The organism is Actinoplanes sp. NPDC048967 (genome assembly GCF_040649415.1).
In the GTDB taxonomy this organism is placed as follows: domain Bacteria; phylum Actinomycetota; class Actinomycetes; order Mycobacteriales; family Micromonosporaceae; genus Actinoplanes.
The window spans coordinates 89,394-104,648 of the sequence record NZ_JBEZFL010000003.1; the positions used below are offsets into that span (position 1 = coordinate 89,394).

Below are 15,255 nucleotides of genomic sequence, written 5' to 3' on the forward strand. Positions count from 1 at the left end.
ATGGCCCTGCGCAAGAGTAAACAAGGCTCCGCCCCGCCGCCACCGAAGAAGAAGCCCCTTGGCAGCGTCCGCCGCAATCAACTGATCACCACCTACGGCATCGGCTCCATGGTCGCCGTCGGCGAACAGTCCTACATCATCAGCGGCCTCGACGGCTGGAACACCGACGACGCACCCGAACTACGCGAGTTCCGCCTGCAACGCCGCCTCGGCGTCGAACGCTTCCGCCTGCCCCCGTACGCCGACCCACCGGCCGGCGACGGTGTCCGGGTCCGCCGCTTCCCCGACATGTACAGCTGCCCCGGACGCACCACCGCCAATCCCGACGGCTGCCAGGAGAACCTGCGCCGCTTCGGCGACTTCAACTCACCACCCGACAAGACCGAATGCGCGGCCTGCTCCGGCCAGCTCACCCCGTCACGGTTCGTGGTCGTCTGCGAGGACGGGCACCTCGGCGACTTCCCCTACTGGCACTGGGTACACGTCGGACGCCCCGGCGGCGGCCACGACACCCAGCACCGTCTCTCGTTCTCCACCACCGGACGCACCGCCGCCCTACGCTCCATCGAGATCCGCTGCAGCTGCGGAAAATACTCATCGATGGAGGGCGCCTTCAGCGCCGGAGCGCTCAAACGCATCAAATACACCTGCGGTGGCGGACGGCCGTGGCTCGGACAGGGCGCCCGGGAACAGGGCTGCGACAAGCCTCCACGCGTCCTGCAACGCGGTTCGTCCGCAGCCTGGTTCGCCGTCATGCGCTCCGCCCTGTCCATCCCGCCGTTCTCCCGACAGCTGTACACCGACATCCACCCCCACCTGACGATGTGGCACGGCGAACCCGACGACGTCATCGCCCGCCTCGCCGCCAAGACCTTCGGCGACCGCTACACCGCCGAGGAAGTCGTCCGAGCGGTCCGCGACTACGAGAGCTACCTCGCCGGTGAACGACCCGACCCGTCCACCACCACCGGCTTCGAAGCCGCTGACGACCTGCGCGTCGAGGAGTTCAAACAGCTCTCCCACGAGGCCGACACCCACGAGTTCACCTGCGTCGCAGCCCGCCCCGACCCCGACCACCCCCTCCCCCGCGCCCTGGCGACACCGATGCTGGTCAAACGCCTCCGCGAGGTCCGGGTCCTGCAGGCCTTCACCAGACTGCACCCACCGACCAATCTCGCCGACACCGCACGACACGCTCCCCTCAGCCTCACCGCCACCACCTGGCTGCCCGGCATCGAGGTCATCGGCGAAGGCGTGTTCCTGCGCCTCGACGAAGACCGGCTCCGCGAATGGGAGATCAGCCCGGCCTCGGCACCCGCCCGCCACCGGGCGGCCATGATCCGCGCCCATCACGAGGCGCTGCTCGCCTCCCGCACCGGCACCACCGGACCCGTCGCGCCCGCCTCTCCGGTCACCGCCCGCTTCGTGCTGGTCCACACCCTGGCCCACACCATGATCAACGAATGGAGCCTCAACGCCGGCTACCCCGCCGCCGCCCTCCGCGAAAGGCTCTACGTCTCCGATGACATGGCAGGCGTGCTGATCTACACCGCGACCAGCGACTCCGCCGGAAGCCTCGGCGGCGTCGTCGCCGAAGGTGAACCCCGACACCTCGCCGCAGCCCTACGAACCGCGATGGAACGCATCTCCTGGTGCTCGTCCGATCCGCTGTGCATGGAAACCGAGGCATCCGGTGCCGACAGCCTCAACCGCGCGGCCTGCCACGCTTGCATCTTGATCCCCGAGACGAGCTGCGAGGTCAACAACTCGTTCCTCGACCGGGCCCTGCTCATCGGGCTCCCCGACGGCAGCCTCCAACCGTTCCTGGAAATTTGAGGGCCGTCCCGCGAGCTCGCGAGTGGCCCCATCCATGCCCGCGGCTCGGTCGATGCGGTGTATACCGGCCGCAAGGCTTTTGCGATCGTGTCGTGGTCACGTCGGCCGGCGTAGCGAAAGTCGTGCGCAGCCCGACCTGCCACGGAGGAGGGCGGCTCATCTGGCCGCATTCGTCCAGAAGAAGGAGCAGGACGAGATAGTCGATCTCGCGGCTGTTCGGGACCTCATGGAGCAGCGGGACGCCGACGACTTCACGATCTGGTTCGACAACCTCCTCGATCGCGGGGACGGGCCATTCGCAGTCGGCAACCCCAACCACGGCCGGCTGTACTACCGCTGCAAGGCGTCCCGCGACTTCGCCCGGCAACACGAGATCGCCCACCCGCCATTGCTCTACCTACGCTACGACACCATTATCGAGCCCATCGATCGCTTCCTGCGCCAAGAGCTGAGCGGCAGCACCCTCACCGCGAACCTCCATGCGTTGGCCGATGCTCACTACCGCGCCCAACTCGCCGCCTACCAAGCCAACGACGAGAGCGAACGACTCCAGCAGAGAATCGCGGACTGCGACGCCAAGACCGAGCGCTAACGCGCCGCGCTCGACGCCGGCACCGACCCCGCCCTCATCGCCGGCTGGATCCGCGAGACGTCCGCTGTCCGGGCGACCGCTGCCGCCGCCCTCCGGATCAGCGCGGCCCCCCACAGCGACTCAACGAAGATCAAATTGGGGCGGTTGTCGACGGGCTCAGCAGCCTGCTCGACGTCCTCCGCCAGGCTGATCCACGCGACAAGGCGGAGCTCTACAGCCGCATCGGCCTGATGATGACCTACAAGCCGGGCCTGAAGACACTGAAGGCCGAGATCGTCAGTTCCGATCTCGGCCGTGTGCTTAATGTGTGTCCGAGGGGGGACTTGAACCCCCACGTCCGATAAAGGACACTAGCACCTCAAGCTAGCGCGTCTGCCATTCCGCCACCCGGACAAGGTGAGCACAGCGTAACCGGTTCGACCTGCGGTTCGCATCCGCAAGTGGCCGCCCGGCGGGCTGCACAGGAGAGAAATATACACGGCCCTCCGGCACCCCCACACGCCACCCCCGGACCGGACATATCGGGACACCGCGCCTGTCCGCACTGGCGCCGCCGGACGGCAAAGGGCAGCATGGCCTGCGTGTCTCAGCCGTCCCCGCTCTTCGCCGCCCGGCAGCGTGCGCAGGCCCTTGCCGATTCCGGCGATCTTGGCCAGGCGCGCGCTGTGCTCGAGCATGCCGTTGATCTGGGACGGGCCAATCTCGGCGAGGACGACCCTGACGTCCTGCTCACCGCTCAGCAGCTCGCCACCGTGCATCAGCGGGCCGATGATCCTTCCGGTGCGCGGCGGGTGCTGGAGGAGGCGTACGCGGCCGGGCAGTGGCGGCTCGGGGACACCGACCCGGTGATGCTGGGGATTTCCTTTGATCTCGGCGTGGTCGCTGAGGAGATGGAGAACCGGCACGAGGCCCGGCGCGCGTTCGGCCGGGTGGCCGCGCACGGCCCGGCCGTGCTCGGCGCGGACCACTGGGCCGTCGTCCGCGCGGGCTCCTACCTGGGGGAAGACCCACCGACGGTACGCATGGAGCTGCCGGCCGATCAGCTGCAACGCTTCCAGGTTCCGCCGCAGCGGGAGGCACCCCAGGACCAACAGGCACTGGTACGGCCCCAGCAAAGCCTTGTGCCACAGCAGCCCGTGGCGGAGCCCCAACCCCGCTACTTCCCCGAACCCGACCCGGGACAGCTCCGAGCGGATCCGACCTACGGGCAGCCGGCACCGTCGAGCTACGGCCAGCCTGCCGTGCCCGCGCCAACGCCGTCTTCCCCCGGCTACGACCAGCCCATGTCACAGCCGGCGCCGCCGAATTACCACCAGACCGTCGCGTCACCGTCGACTCCACCTGCCTACGACCAGCCGCCCGCGTCACGATCGGCGCCGCCTGCCTACGGCCATACCCCCGCGTCACAGTCAGCGCCGCCCGCCTACGGGCAGCCCGTGCCGCCTCATGTCCCGCCGAGCGGCGCTCACGGCGTACCCCCGGCTTTTGCGCAGCCTGGACCACCGCCTGCCGCGACCGACTTTCGTGGCGACGTCTATCAGCCCATGCCGCAGATCATCTCCGCGCCGCCGATCACCTCGGCCGTCCCCACGAGCACCGGCGATTCGTCGTACTCCCGGAAGGCCCCGGCCCTTTTCGCGGCGATCGCCGCGGTCTTCGGGGTGATCATCGCCGTGGTCGCGCTTGTTGTTGTCCTGGCCAATCGGGGTGACGATCCGGCCTCTGATGTGCCAACTCTGGCCGGCCCCGCTCCTAGCGATGTGCGCATGCGCGACTACGGATCGTCGGTCAAGCTGTTCTGGGCTGATCCGGCCAACGGTCGTGCTTCTTTCGTCGTCACCGGGGGCAAGCCCGGCGAACAGCTTCGGCCGATGGGTCAGGTCGGCCCGACCACGACCACGTTCGATCTCAATGGACTCAACGCTGACCTGGACTATTGCTTCGCTGTCGTGGCCGTTTACACCACCAGCCAGTTCTCCACCTCGCCGCAGGTCTGCACCAGCCGGGTCCCTCGCTCGGCCAAGCCCTCGCCCGGCAAATGATGATCACTCTCGGCGATCATCACTATCCACAACCGTGACTCGCCGGGTGTCCACACCACCCGCCATCCCCCTATGATGGCCTGCGTCCTGAACGGGCGCCGCCGGCAAACGGGGAGGTAGGCAGGCTGTGGCCAGTGCAGATGTCGTGATCGGCCAGCGCAAGCGCCGGTGGCGCAGTCGTGGTGGGCTCGTCACCATGGGCACTGTCCTGAGCCTTGTCGCCGGCCTGGGACTCACCGTCCTCGGCCTGGGCGCCGCCGATCAGGCCGTCGCCAGCTACGACGCCGCCTCCTGGGTGTGGAGCAAGACCAAGAGCGAGGCCGCCCGGATCAACGGCGTCACCGCCCGGGTCGACACCCGCGTCAACGTTCCCCAGGCTCGCGGCCACCAGGTCCAGATCTCGCAGAACGACCGCTTCGTCCTGCTCCGCGACATGCAGACCGGTGTCATCAGCTCGATGGATCTCACCTCCCTGCAGATCTTCGTCGGGCCCGCCATGACCGCCGGCATCGGTGTCAGCGTCGCCCTGCACGAGGATTCCGCGTTCGTCATCGACGCCGTCCAGGGCGAGGTGCGTCAGCTCGACCCGCGCTCGCTCACCCCCATCGGCGAATCCCTGCGCTACCCGCCCGGCATCACCGGCGGCGTGTTCGACGGCGAGGGCCGGCTGTGGATCGCCGTGCCCAGCGAGGGCACTGTGTCCGCCATCACCGCTGCTCCCCTGCCTGACGGCGATGCCACCGGCGGGGCGGGCGGGCAGGCCGGTCCGGTGCAGATCCGCACCGAGAGTGTCGCCACGCCGAGCCACGATCTGGCCCTGTCCACCCTGGAGACCGGCGTCGCGGTCCTCGACCGCACCACCAACACCCTCACGACCTTCCGCGGCGACACCCGCACCCAGCAGGTCCTGCCGCTCAGCGGCCCGGGCACGCTGCCCGAGCACACCGACGGGCAGGTCGTGCCGGTCACCGTCCCCGACGCCCGGCACGTGTACGCGGTGCCGTCGACCGGTGGCGTCGCCGACTTCGTGGTGCCCGGTGACGGCGGCGAACTCCAACCGGCGGTCGCCTGGGAGGGCTTCTTCTACGTCGCCGACGAGTCCACCGGCACCGTGCACGTGTTCGACACCGCCGGCCGCGAGCAGAAGAGCATCCCCTTCAAGCAGGCCGGCGGCCCTCTCGAGCTCGAGGTCCGCGAGAACTACCTGTTCATCAACGCCCCCGGCTCCTCCACCGCGCGCGTCGTCGACAACGCCCACCAGGTCCGCGTCGTCGACAAGTACGCCGACGACGTCCTCGGGGGCGACCCGCCGCCCACCCCGCCGGACCCGCCGCCGCCCCCGCAGAAGCCCAAGAAGCCCCCGGTCAGCAAGCCGGGCGCGCCGCGCAACGTGCGCGCCGCCGCCGGCAACGCCGAAGCCCGGGTGTCCTGGCAGGCCGCCCCGGCCAACGGCGCCGAGATCACCAAGTACGTCGTCGAGGGCGCCGACAAGACCTTCCAGGTCGGCGCCAACCAGCGTTCGCTCAACGTCACCGGCCTGACGAACGGCGAGACCTACCGGTTCGCGGTGCACGCGGTCAACAAGAAGGGCGACGGCCCGGCCCGCACCAGCAACCCGGTGCGCCCGACCTCCGAGGTCCCCGACGCACCGACAGCCGCGACGGCCGAGGCGAAACCCGACGGCACGGTCGCGGTCAGCTGGCCGGCCGCCAACGGACAGGGCCTGGAGATCGAGCGGTACGCGGTGACCGCCGTCAGTGACGGCACCTCCGCCCCGCTCGGCGAGGTCAAGGGCGAGACGTCCATGACCATCAAGGACGGCGAGCTGGAGTACGGCAAGCAGTACGCGTTCACGGTCGTCGCGATCAATGAGCGTGGCGCCGGCTCCAAAGCCTCACCGATCAGCAACAGCGTCGTGCCGTTCGCCAAGCCGAACCGGCCGGAGAACATCGACGCGGCCACCGTCAGCGACAAGGCCGGCACCATCCAGGTCACCTGGACCGCGCCGGCCGAGAACGGTCGCCCGATCACCAAGTACGTGGTCGCCGCCGGCGGGAAGACCACCGAGGTCACCGACGGCACCGGCGTGACGCTCAACGGCTTCGGCACCGGGGAGAACGTCTCGGTCGAGGTCCGCGCGGTCAACGAGGCCGGCGAGAGCGAAGCGGCGACCGCCACCGCGAAGACGCTGCCCAAGCCCGTGGTCACGATCACCGGGTCGTCCGCGACGTTCAACACGGCGACTGTCTCGTTCAGCGTGAACGCCGGCGGCGCGCAGGCCACCTGCACGGTCAAGTCGAACAATGGCGGCGGCTCCGCGTCCGGCAGCTGCTCGAGCCTCAAGGTCACCGGCCTGAAGCCGAGCACCAGCTACACGCTCACGGTGACGGCCAAGACCGCTGCCGGCACCAGCGACGCCCGCACCCGCAACCAGGCGACCGACGCGCTGTTCGGCACGGCCACCTGCAACAACGGCGAGAACGGCGACACCGCGGACTACTGCGACAAGGACCGCGACGGCCGCAACGGCAACGAGATCTTCGCCAGCACGTCCCAGCAGAGCAAGCAGGTCGGCTGGGCCAAGCCCGGCACCCGGCTGGAGGCGTACTGCAAGAAGAAGGGCACCAGCATCGACTCCTACATCTACAACAACCACAAGGAGTCGAACTGGTGGGTCCAGGTCAAGTACGAGGGTAAGAACTACATCCCGTTCGCCTGGCTCAACCTCGACGGCGGCGACGACATCAACGACCTGCCCACCTGCTGAGGAACCCCTGTGAGCAACGAACCCCTGCCGCCCCAGCACATCCAGGGCTTCGCCGCCGTCGCGGCCCAGCTCGCCGACCGCATCGGCACGGTGGTGCTGGGCAAGCCCGAGGTCGTCCGGCTCGCACTCACGGCGTTCTTCGCCCAGGGGCACGTGCTGCTCGAGGATGTCCCCGGGGTGGGCAAGACGACGCTGGCCCGGGCGATCGCGGCGGCCGTGCGCGGTCAGTGGCGGCGTATCCAGTTCACGCCCGACCTGCTGCCCTCCGACGTCTCCGGCGTGACGATTTTCAACCAGGCCAGTCGCGGGTTCGAGTTCCACCCCGGTCCGGTGTTCGCCAACATCGTCATCGCCGACGAGATCAACCGGGCGTCGCCGAAGACCCAGTCGGCGTTGCTGGAGGTCATGGAGGAGCGCCGGGTCACCGTCGACGGCGTGCCGCACCCGGTGCCGCAGCCGTTCCTGGTGGTGGCCACGCAGAACCCGGTCGAGATGGACGGGACCTACCGGCTGCCGGAGGCTCAGCTCGACCGGTTCCTGGTCAAGCTGTCGGTCGGGTATCCCGCCGAGGACGTCGAGGTCGAGGTGCTGCGCGGGGCGGCGATGCGCTCGCCTGACGCGCTGGAGCCGGTCACCGACACGGCCACCGTCGGGGAGATGGTGCGGATGGCGTTGCGGGTGCACATCGCTGACCCGCTCTACACGTACGCGGTGCGTCTGGCCGCCGCGACCCGGGACCATCCGCAGGTTCGGGTGGGGGTGAGTCCGCGTGGGGTTATCGCGCTGACCCGGGCGGCGTCGGCTTACGCGCTGATCAACGGGCGCGGGTATGTGCTGCCGGAGGACTTCAAGGCGTTGATCGGGCCGGTGTTCGCGCATCGGGTGCTGTTGTCGCCGGATGCTCAGTTGCGCGGGGTCACGGCGGTGGAGGTGCTGGAGGACGCGGTGCGATCGGTGCCGGTGCCGCTGCCCGACAACCAGCGCGTCGGAGCATGAGCGTCTGCACTGAGCGCAGGGCGGGTCGGCACGGCGGTAGTTGCTGCTGGTGCGCGGCGGGCCTGGGCCGGTGGCGGAGCGACGGCTACCAGGGCCTGGCCGGCTTCGGCGAACCTCGGTCGGTGGCGGCGTGAGGCGGCTTGGCGGTGTTACCGCGCGCGGGGCAGGCGTCCTTGTTGCCGCGCTGGCTCTGCTCGGTGCCGGCTTCAGGTTCGGGTATCCGGACCTGGCGTTGCTCGGCACCGCTGCGGCTGTCGCCGTGCTGTGCGGGGTCGTCTTCGCCGTGTGGCGTCCGGGGCTCGGCGTCGATCGGGTGGCCAGCCCGGACCGGGTGGCTCGCGGCGAGCCGGCCACCATGACGCTCACCGTGCACAACACCAGCAAGCTGCGGGCCGCGAACCTGGTGGCCGCGGATCGGTGTGGTTCGGCGAGTGTGCCCGTTCCGCTGCTGCGGTTGCGGCCCGGGCGGGACACCACCGTGCAGTATCCCGTTCCTACGCAGCGGCGGGGTGTGGTGCCGGTTGGTCCGCTGCGGGTCACGCGGACCGACCCGCTGGGGCTCATGACGTTGTCGCGGACCTATGGCGGGGTCACCAGCGTGTGGGTGCATCCGCGGATTCATCTGCTGCGGGCTGTCCCGGCCGGTATGGCGCGCAGTCTGGACGGGCGGATCGACAAGGTGCCGCAGGGCAGCATCACCTTCGATTCGTTGCGGGAGTACGTCATCGGGGACGAGCTGCGGCGGGTGCACTGGCGGAGCTCGGCCAAGGTCGGTGAGCTCATGGTTCGCGAGCAGCTCGACACCAGTGAGCCGACCATCATTGTGCTGCTCGATGATCGGGCCGGGGCACATCCCGACGTTCGTGCCGGGACGGCTGACTCGTTCGAGTCCTGTTGCGAGGCTGCGGCTTCGATCGTGGCGGCCGCCGTTCGGGAGGATCTTCCGGTCGCGTTGCATCTGGTGTCGGGGATGGCCGAGGGACCGTTCCTGGATGTGCTCACCGAGGCTGAGCTGCGGGCCGGTGATCTCAGCCAGACCTTGCGCAGTCTGCGGCAGAACCGGCTCGGGGACACGCTTGTTTATCTGACCGGGCCGGGTGGGCGGGCCGATCTGGGTGCGGTGACCGCCTTGCGAGGCGCTTATCCGGTCGTCATCGCCGGGCTGTTCGGTGACCGGGACGCTGCGCCGGTGTCGGCCGGTGGCGGGCTCATCGTCATCGAGGCCGAGGACGGCGTGCAGTTCGCCGGCGCCTGGGACGGGGTGCGGGGATGGTGACGAGGCGGCGGCGACGGTCCCTGGACACCTCGGGCGGGGTGCTCCGATGGTGAGGTGGGCGCGGGCTGCGGTCGTACCCGTGGCTCTGGTGATTTTGATCGGGCTGTCCGGGGTGGTGCTCGAGCGCATCTATGCCGACGCATTGCTCATGCAGCTCGTCGCGGGCGCGGCGCTCGGGTCCGTCGGGGTCAGTGTGGCGGCGCGGCGGCTGCCCTCGTGGACGATCGCGCCGATGTCGGTGCTGCTGCTGGCCGGGTACACGCTCGGGGCGTTGCGGGTGGCCGCGAACCGGGCCGAGATGACCGGGGCGCTCGGCGGCATCGTCACCGATGCGCTGGTCAACGGGATTCCGCGGCTGCTCACCGCCATGATTCCGGTGGAGTCGACGCCGGACACCGTCGTCGTTCCGGTGGTGGCGGCCTGGCTGGCCGGGCTGGCCGGGGCCGAGGTGGCGGTGCGGTCCGGGCGGGTGCTGCTCGGGTGTGTGCCGGCGGCTGCGCTCTATGGAGGCGCGCTCTACGTCGTCGGGCCGAATGCGGGGACGGCCGGGTGGCCGACGGTGCTGTTCGCCGGACTCGTCGCCGTCGCGCTGGCGGTCAGTGCCCGGCCGGCGAGCGGGCCGGCGCTGTCCGGCGTACCGGCGAAGACCCGCGCGGCCGTGCGCGGACGGGCGCTGGCCGGAGCGGCCGCCGGGCTGGTGGTCCTCATCGGGCTGATCGTCGTGGTCGGGCCGTGGGTCGGCGGCCGGGTCTCCGCGACCCCGGTCGACCCCCGGCGGTACGTCGAACCGCCGCAGGTGGACAGCCTGGACGAGAGTCCGTTGAACCGGATCTCCGGCTGGGCGCTGACGCCGGAGCAGAAGCTGCTCGACGTCGCCCCGGACGCTGCCGGTAAGGGGAGGATGCGGTTACGGCTCGCGGTGCTGCCCGACTACGACGGGGTGACGTGGCGGGTCGGCGCGACCTACCGCAACGCCGGGCGGGTGCTGCCGGCCGCGGCCGCGCTGCCCGACGTGCCGTCGCGGCAGGTCACGCAGGACATCACGGTGGATGAGCTGACCGGGCGGCTCCTGCCGGTGGTCCCGACGCCGACCGGCGTGGACGGGGTACGCGTCGCGTACGACCCGGCGAGTGGCACATTGATCAGCCCGGAGGGACTGAAGCCGGGGCTGCGGTACACGGTGACGTCCCAAGCTCAGGAGCCTGATTTCAACCTGCTCCCCGCGGCGGACTCCCCCACCGGTGACGCGGTGGCGCGTTTCCTGACCGTCGGTGCGGGAGTGCCCGATTCGATCACGCGGCTGGCCGAGCAGCTGTCCGACGGCAACGCCGGATCGTTCGACCGGGCGGCGGCCATCGAGGAGTTCCTGGCCGAGCACTACCGCAAGGTCGCGGACTCGCCGAGCGGGCATGCGTACCCGAATCTGCAGTTCTTCCTGTTCGGGCCGCGCAACCAGGGCGGGCAGCGGGGGACGTCGGAGCAGTTCGCGGCGTCGTTCGCGTTGCTGGCGCGGCTGACCGGGCTGCCGGCGCGGGTGGTGGTCGGGTTCGACGTGCCCGAGGGCGGGGGCACGGTCACCGGTGGTGATGCTGTTGCGTGGCCCGAGGTGTTGTTCGACGAGCTGGGGTGGGTGGCGTTTGATCCGTCGCCCAAGAGTGACCAGCCGCGGCCGGTTGAGGAGGACTTCACGCCCAAGCCGTCGCCGCCGCCTCCTTCCGAGCCGCCGCCGGCATCCGAGGCGCCGAGTGCTTCGGCGCCTCCGGTAATTGCTCAGGCGCCGGCGGCTGGGGGCGGTGGAGCATCTGGAGTGCTGGTGGCTACCGGGGCTTCGGGGTCGGTGCTGCTGGTGCTGATCGCGGCGGCGGCGACTGTGGTGGTGATGCGGCGGGGTTTGCGGCAGCGGCGGCTCGGGGTGGGGGCGCCGGATGAGCGGATCACTGGGGCCTGGTTGGAGTTCACGGACGCTCTGCGGTTGGCGGGGAGGCCGGTTCCTGGGCATTTGGCGGCTACCGAGGCGGCGGCTTTTGCGGCTTTGCCGCCGGTGCCGCGGGAGCGGAAGGCTCGGCGGTGGGGGCGGCCGCGTGCCGCTTCGGATCCGGGGGGCTCACGGCCGGGCGGGCCCGGTCCGGGCGGGCCCGGTCCGGGCGGGCCCGGTCCGGGCGGCCCAGGTTCGGGCGGGTGGGGCGCGGGTCTTGGCCGGTCGGGGACGGACTTGGATGGATTGGGCGCGGATTCCCGCACGTCAGGCACGAGCCGGAACGGATCGGATGAAGGCCTGGGCGGGTTGGGCCTGGGCGGGTTGGGCCTGAGCGGGTCGGGTCTGGGCGGGTCGGCTCGGCGGGACGCCGTCGACGGCCCCGGCGGCAGCGAAGCGGGGCAGGCCGGCATGGCCGATGGGGCTGGGCCGGGCGACGACGCCGGTCGAGGGCGAGGCGCCGCTGCGGGGTCCGCGTCGGAGACAGCGGGCGGCGTCGTCGCGGTGGATGCCGCGTCTGTCGGGTGGCGGCCGGAGGATGCGCCGGATCGTGACGGGCTCGGCGCTGTGCGGGCTGCCGCGCCGCCTGCGGGCTATGAGATGCCGCCGTTGGATGAGCTTGTGGGCGCCGTCAACACGGTGGGGTTCGCGCCCGGGGCGGCTGATGGGCAGCAGGCTGAGCGGGCCGGGCAGCAGGCGATCGCGTATGCCGAGGCGCTGCGGGCCAAGAGGTCCTGGTGGCGGCGGCTCTGGTGGAGCCTGCACCCGGGTCCGCTGCGCTGGCACCGCGACTGACACGGCGGGACTGGGTTCGGGGGCGGCTGCGGAGCCGTAGGGTTCGGTGGGTGACGAGCTTGCGGGACTGGCTTATCGGGCTCGGTGTCGCCGTGGCCTGTCTGGTGGTCAGCTGGGCGTTGCTGCTGGTCCTGGCTCGGCGGTTGCCGCCGGGGATTCTGCGGGATCTGGCGGCGTTCATTCCGGACTGTGTCACCACCGTGCGGCGGTTGCGGAAGGATCCTCGGGTGCCGCGGCGGGCTCGGATCGCCATCGTCATCGCCGGGATCTGGGTGGCCAGTCCGATCGATCTGATTCCCGAGTTCATTCCGGTGATCGGGCCGCTGGATGACATCGTCGTGGTGGCGCTGGCCTTGCGGTACGCGGGGCGGCGGGTGCCCCGGGAGGTGCTGATGGCCGCCTGGCCCGGCGAACCGCGACTGCTGGAACGGCTGCTCGGCCCGCGCCGTGACCGGGACTGACCGCCGCAGTCGCGGCTTTCTGTCGGACGGTCATGCCACAATCCCGAGGCATGCCTGAGATCGTGGTCGCGGCGCTGGTTCGCGACGGTCGAGTCCTGCTCGTCCACCGAAGCCCGGACCGCCAGGTCTACCCGGACGTGTGGGATCTGCCCGGCGGGCACATCGATCCAGGCGAGACCGAGTTGGTCGCGCTCGCGAGGGAGATGCACGAGGAACTCGGCGTGCGGATAGCACCAGGCTCGGCGATCCATCTGTGTCGGCTGGAGAAGGGCCACGGAGAGGGATCCGCGCGCTTCAGCGCCTGGCTTGTCGGTGACTGGCAGGGGACACCGGCAAACGTCGCTCCGGAGGAACATGACCAGATCCGTTGGTTCCGGCCCGAGGAGTTGCCGCCGCTCATTCACGAACCCGTACGCACGGCGGTGGTGGCAGCGATGCGGGGTGCCCGCGCCTGACGAGGTCTACCTGAGGTGGAACTCGTTGCCGTCCGGATCGGCGAGTGCACCGTTCTCCCAGCGAGTGGCGCCCAAGGAGATCAGGTCGTCGGTTGCCGCGGCGGTGAGTTCGAAGCGTTGCCTGTTCGGTTCGGATCTCGGGGGTACGGGTGGGCCGGCCCAGGCGATCTTCGTGCCGCCGCGTGGGGACTGGATCGCGGTTTCCTCGTTCTGGTCCCACACCAGCGGCCAGCCCAGTGCCTTGCTCCAGAACACGCCCACCTCGCGGCTGCCCTCGCACGTGAGTTCGCCGAGGACGCCGCACCCCGCAAGGTAGGCGTTGCCGGGCTCGATCACGCAGAACGGGTAGCCCGCCGGGTCGGCCAGGACGACGTGTTCCTCTTCCGGCTTCTGTCCGACGTCGAGGTGGTTGCCGCCGAGCTGCAGCGCCGTCGCCACCGTCTGCCGTTGCTCCTGGAGGTCACGGCTGGTCAGGTGCAGGTGCATGCGGCTCGCTCCGAGCAGGCCGGCGCGGCCGGCGACGAAGCGGAGGCCGAGCTGGGCGTCCTCGCCCGGCAGCAGCAGGCCACCGGCGTCCTCGACCACGTCGCGGCGCAACAGACCAGCCCAGAACCGGGCCGTCCGGGCCGGGTCGGGCGCTTCCATGGTCACGGCGAGCAGGGGCATCGCCAGACCCTAGACAGCGGCGCGACGCGGCACCAGCGGGTAATTCACGTCACCTGGTGCGGCACCGGCGGTGCGGTCACCGGTCAGGTCGGGGAAGCTGCCCGCGGGGAGGTCTGACTGTCATGTGTGCCGCCTGCGGAATACCCGCGCACGCGCCGGTGGCTGCCGTCGTTCCCCGGAAGTTCGCCGCCCTCCGGAACAAGGACTGTCGTCCTTATCTTTTCGGGGCGGCGCTCGCGATGATGGCCGACAACATCGAGCACGTCATCACGTACTGGGTGCTCTGGGAGAAGTTCCACTCCCCCGCCCTGGCCGGCTTCCAGGTCATCAGCCATTGGCTGCCTTTTCTGTTCTTCTCCGTGTACTTCGGCGGGCTGGCCGACCGGTTCGACTGCCGGCGGGTGATTCAGGCGGCGCAGACGCTGTTCGCTCTCGTGTCGGTGGCCTGGGGTGTGCTGTTCCTGACCGATTCCCTGCAGGTGTGGTCGGCGTGTGTGCTGCTGGTGCTGCACGGGCTGGCCGGGTCGTTGTGGGGGCCGGCCGAGCAGTTGATGCTGCACGACTTCGTGGGCGACGACGAGTTGCCTTCCGCCGTACGCCTGAATGCCACGTTCCGCAGCCTGGGGGTGCTGTTCGGGCCGGTCATCGGGTCGGCGTTGCTGCTCGGGCTCGGGCCGACGGCCGGGATCTTCGTCAATGTGGCGTTCTATCTGCCGCTGACGTTGTTCCTCTTCCGGACGAAGTTCACCGGGCACACCCGCGACGATCGGGCGCCGCGCCGGCGGATGGGGATTGTCGACTCGGTGCGGGTGCTGCGGGAGGTCAGTGCCAACCGGACGCTGGTCAGCATGATCATACTGGGTGGGCTGGGGTCGTTCTTCGTCGGGGCCTCGATGCAGTCGTCGATGCCGATCTTCGCGCAGGATCTGGGGGCGGGCAGCGCCGGGACGGCGTACGGGATCCTGCTTTTCGCCAACGGCGCCGGTGGGGTGATCGGCGGCATTCTGCTCGAGGCCACCGGGCGGCTGCGGCCGACCGTGGCCGCGGCCGTTGTCAGTACGGGCGTCTACGGGCTGAGCACCGTGCTGTTCGCTGTCTCGACCAGCTATCCGCTGTCGGTGTTGTTGCTGGTCGTGGGCGGGGTGGCCAACCTGGCGTCGATGTCGATCGGGCAGACCCTGGTGCAGCTGCTCGCTCCGCCCGCCGACCGCGGGCGGGTCATCGGGGTCTACGGGATGTCGGCCAACGGGCTGCGGTTCGGCAGCGGGGTCACGGTCGGGCTGTTCGGCGCGGTCGTCGGCATCCACTGGTCGCTGGGGCTCAGCGCCGCCGCCCTCTGCGTGGGGACGGTGCTGGCGGGCATCTCGGCACGCCGAGCCCCATGACCGGGCCTG

General features: G+C 70.3%; 11 protein-coding genes and 1 tRNA gene. 10 read left to right on the top strand and 2 right to left on the bottom strand.

The window, feature by feature from the left end:
- Together AB0C12_RS12960 and AB0C12_RS12965 are read left to right on the top strand one after the other, a co-directional pair.
- Entirely contained in the window at window positions 1-1,836 is a 1,836-nt protein-coding gene (locus tag AB0C12_RS12960) for a DUF1998 domain-containing protein (RefSeq protein WP_360547315.1), read from the top strand.
- 226 nt (window positions 1,837-2,062) lie between these two features.
- Complete coding sequence (locus tag AB0C12_RS12965) at window positions 2,063-2,428, top strand: hypothetical protein (RefSeq protein ID WP_360547317.1); 366 nt, start codon at window positions 2,063-2,065, stop codon at window positions 2,426-2,428.
- A 308-nt stretch (window positions 2,429-2,736) separates the two neighbouring features.
- Here the strand turns inward: AB0C12_RS12965 and AB0C12_RS12970 are convergent.
- Window positions 2,737-2,821 (bottom strand) — tRNA-Leu (locus tag AB0C12_RS12970).
- Between the two features lie 188 nt (window positions 2,822-3,009).
- Between AB0C12_RS12970 and AB0C12_RS12975 the strand changes: the two genes are divergently transcribed.
- The 7 genes from AB0C12_RS12975 (at window position 3,010) to AB0C12_RS13005 (ending at window position 13,195) form a co-directional block, all read left to right on the top strand.
- Window positions 3,010-4,470, top strand: a complete 1,461-nt coding sequence (locus AB0C12_RS12975) for a tetratricopeptide repeat protein (protein ID WP_360547319.1) — start codon at window positions 3,010-3,012, stop codon at window positions 4,468-4,470.
- A gap of 127 nt (window positions 4,471-4,597) precedes the next feature.
- Window positions 4,598-7,237, top strand: a complete 2,640-nt coding sequence (locus tag AB0C12_RS12980; protein ID WP_360547321.1) for a fibronectin type III domain-containing protein — start codon at window positions 4,598-4,600, stop codon at window positions 7,235-7,237.
- A gap of 9 nt (window positions 7,238-7,246) precedes the next feature.
- On the top strand, window positions 7,247-8,233 hold the full coding sequence (locus AB0C12_RS12985) for a MoxR family ATPase (protein ID WP_360547323.1): 987 nt from the start codon (window positions 7,247-7,249) through the stop codon (window positions 8,231-8,233).
- Window positions 8,234-8,363: 130 nt separating this feature from the next.
- Window positions 8,364-9,509, top strand: a complete 1,146-nt coding sequence (locus AB0C12_RS12990; protein WP_360547325.1) for a DUF58 domain-containing protein — start codon at window positions 8,364-8,366, stop codon at window positions 9,507-9,509.
- Between the two features lie 46 nt (window positions 9,510-9,555).
- A complete protein-coding gene (locus AB0C12_RS12995; protein ID WP_360547327.1) occupies window positions 9,556-12,279 on the top strand; it encodes a DUF3488 and transglutaminase-like domain-containing protein in 2,724 nt (907 codons plus the stop codon).
- Between the two features lie 59 nt (window positions 12,280-12,338).
- A complete protein-coding gene (locus tag AB0C12_RS13000; RefSeq protein WP_360548974.1) occupies window positions 12,339-12,740 on the top strand; it encodes a DUF1232 domain-containing protein in 402 nt (133 codons plus the stop codon).
- A gap of 50 nt (window positions 12,741-12,790) precedes the next feature.
- Complete coding sequence (locus AB0C12_RS13005) at window positions 12,791-13,195, top strand: NUDIX domain-containing protein (protein WP_360547329.1); 405 nt, start codon at window positions 12,791-12,793, stop codon at window positions 13,193-13,195.
- Window positions 13,196-13,201: 6 nt separating this feature from the next.
- Here the strand turns inward: AB0C12_RS13005 and AB0C12_RS13010 are convergent, their stop codons facing one another.
- Window positions 13,202-13,861 (bottom strand): VOC family protein, encoded by a 660-nt coding sequence (locus AB0C12_RS13010; protein WP_360547331.1) that lies wholly within the window; start codon window positions 13,859-13,861, stop codon window positions 13,202-13,204.
- A gap of 122 nt (window positions 13,862-13,983) precedes the next feature.
- On the opposite strand from AB0C12_RS13010, the gene AB0C12_RS13015 reads away from it, so the two are divergent.
- Window positions 13,984-15,246, top strand: a complete 1,263-nt coding sequence (locus tag AB0C12_RS13015; RefSeq protein ID WP_360547333.1) for an MFS transporter — start codon at window positions 13,984-13,986, stop codon at window positions 15,244-15,246.
- The last annotated feature ends 9 nt before the right edge of the window (window positions 15,247-15,255 follow it).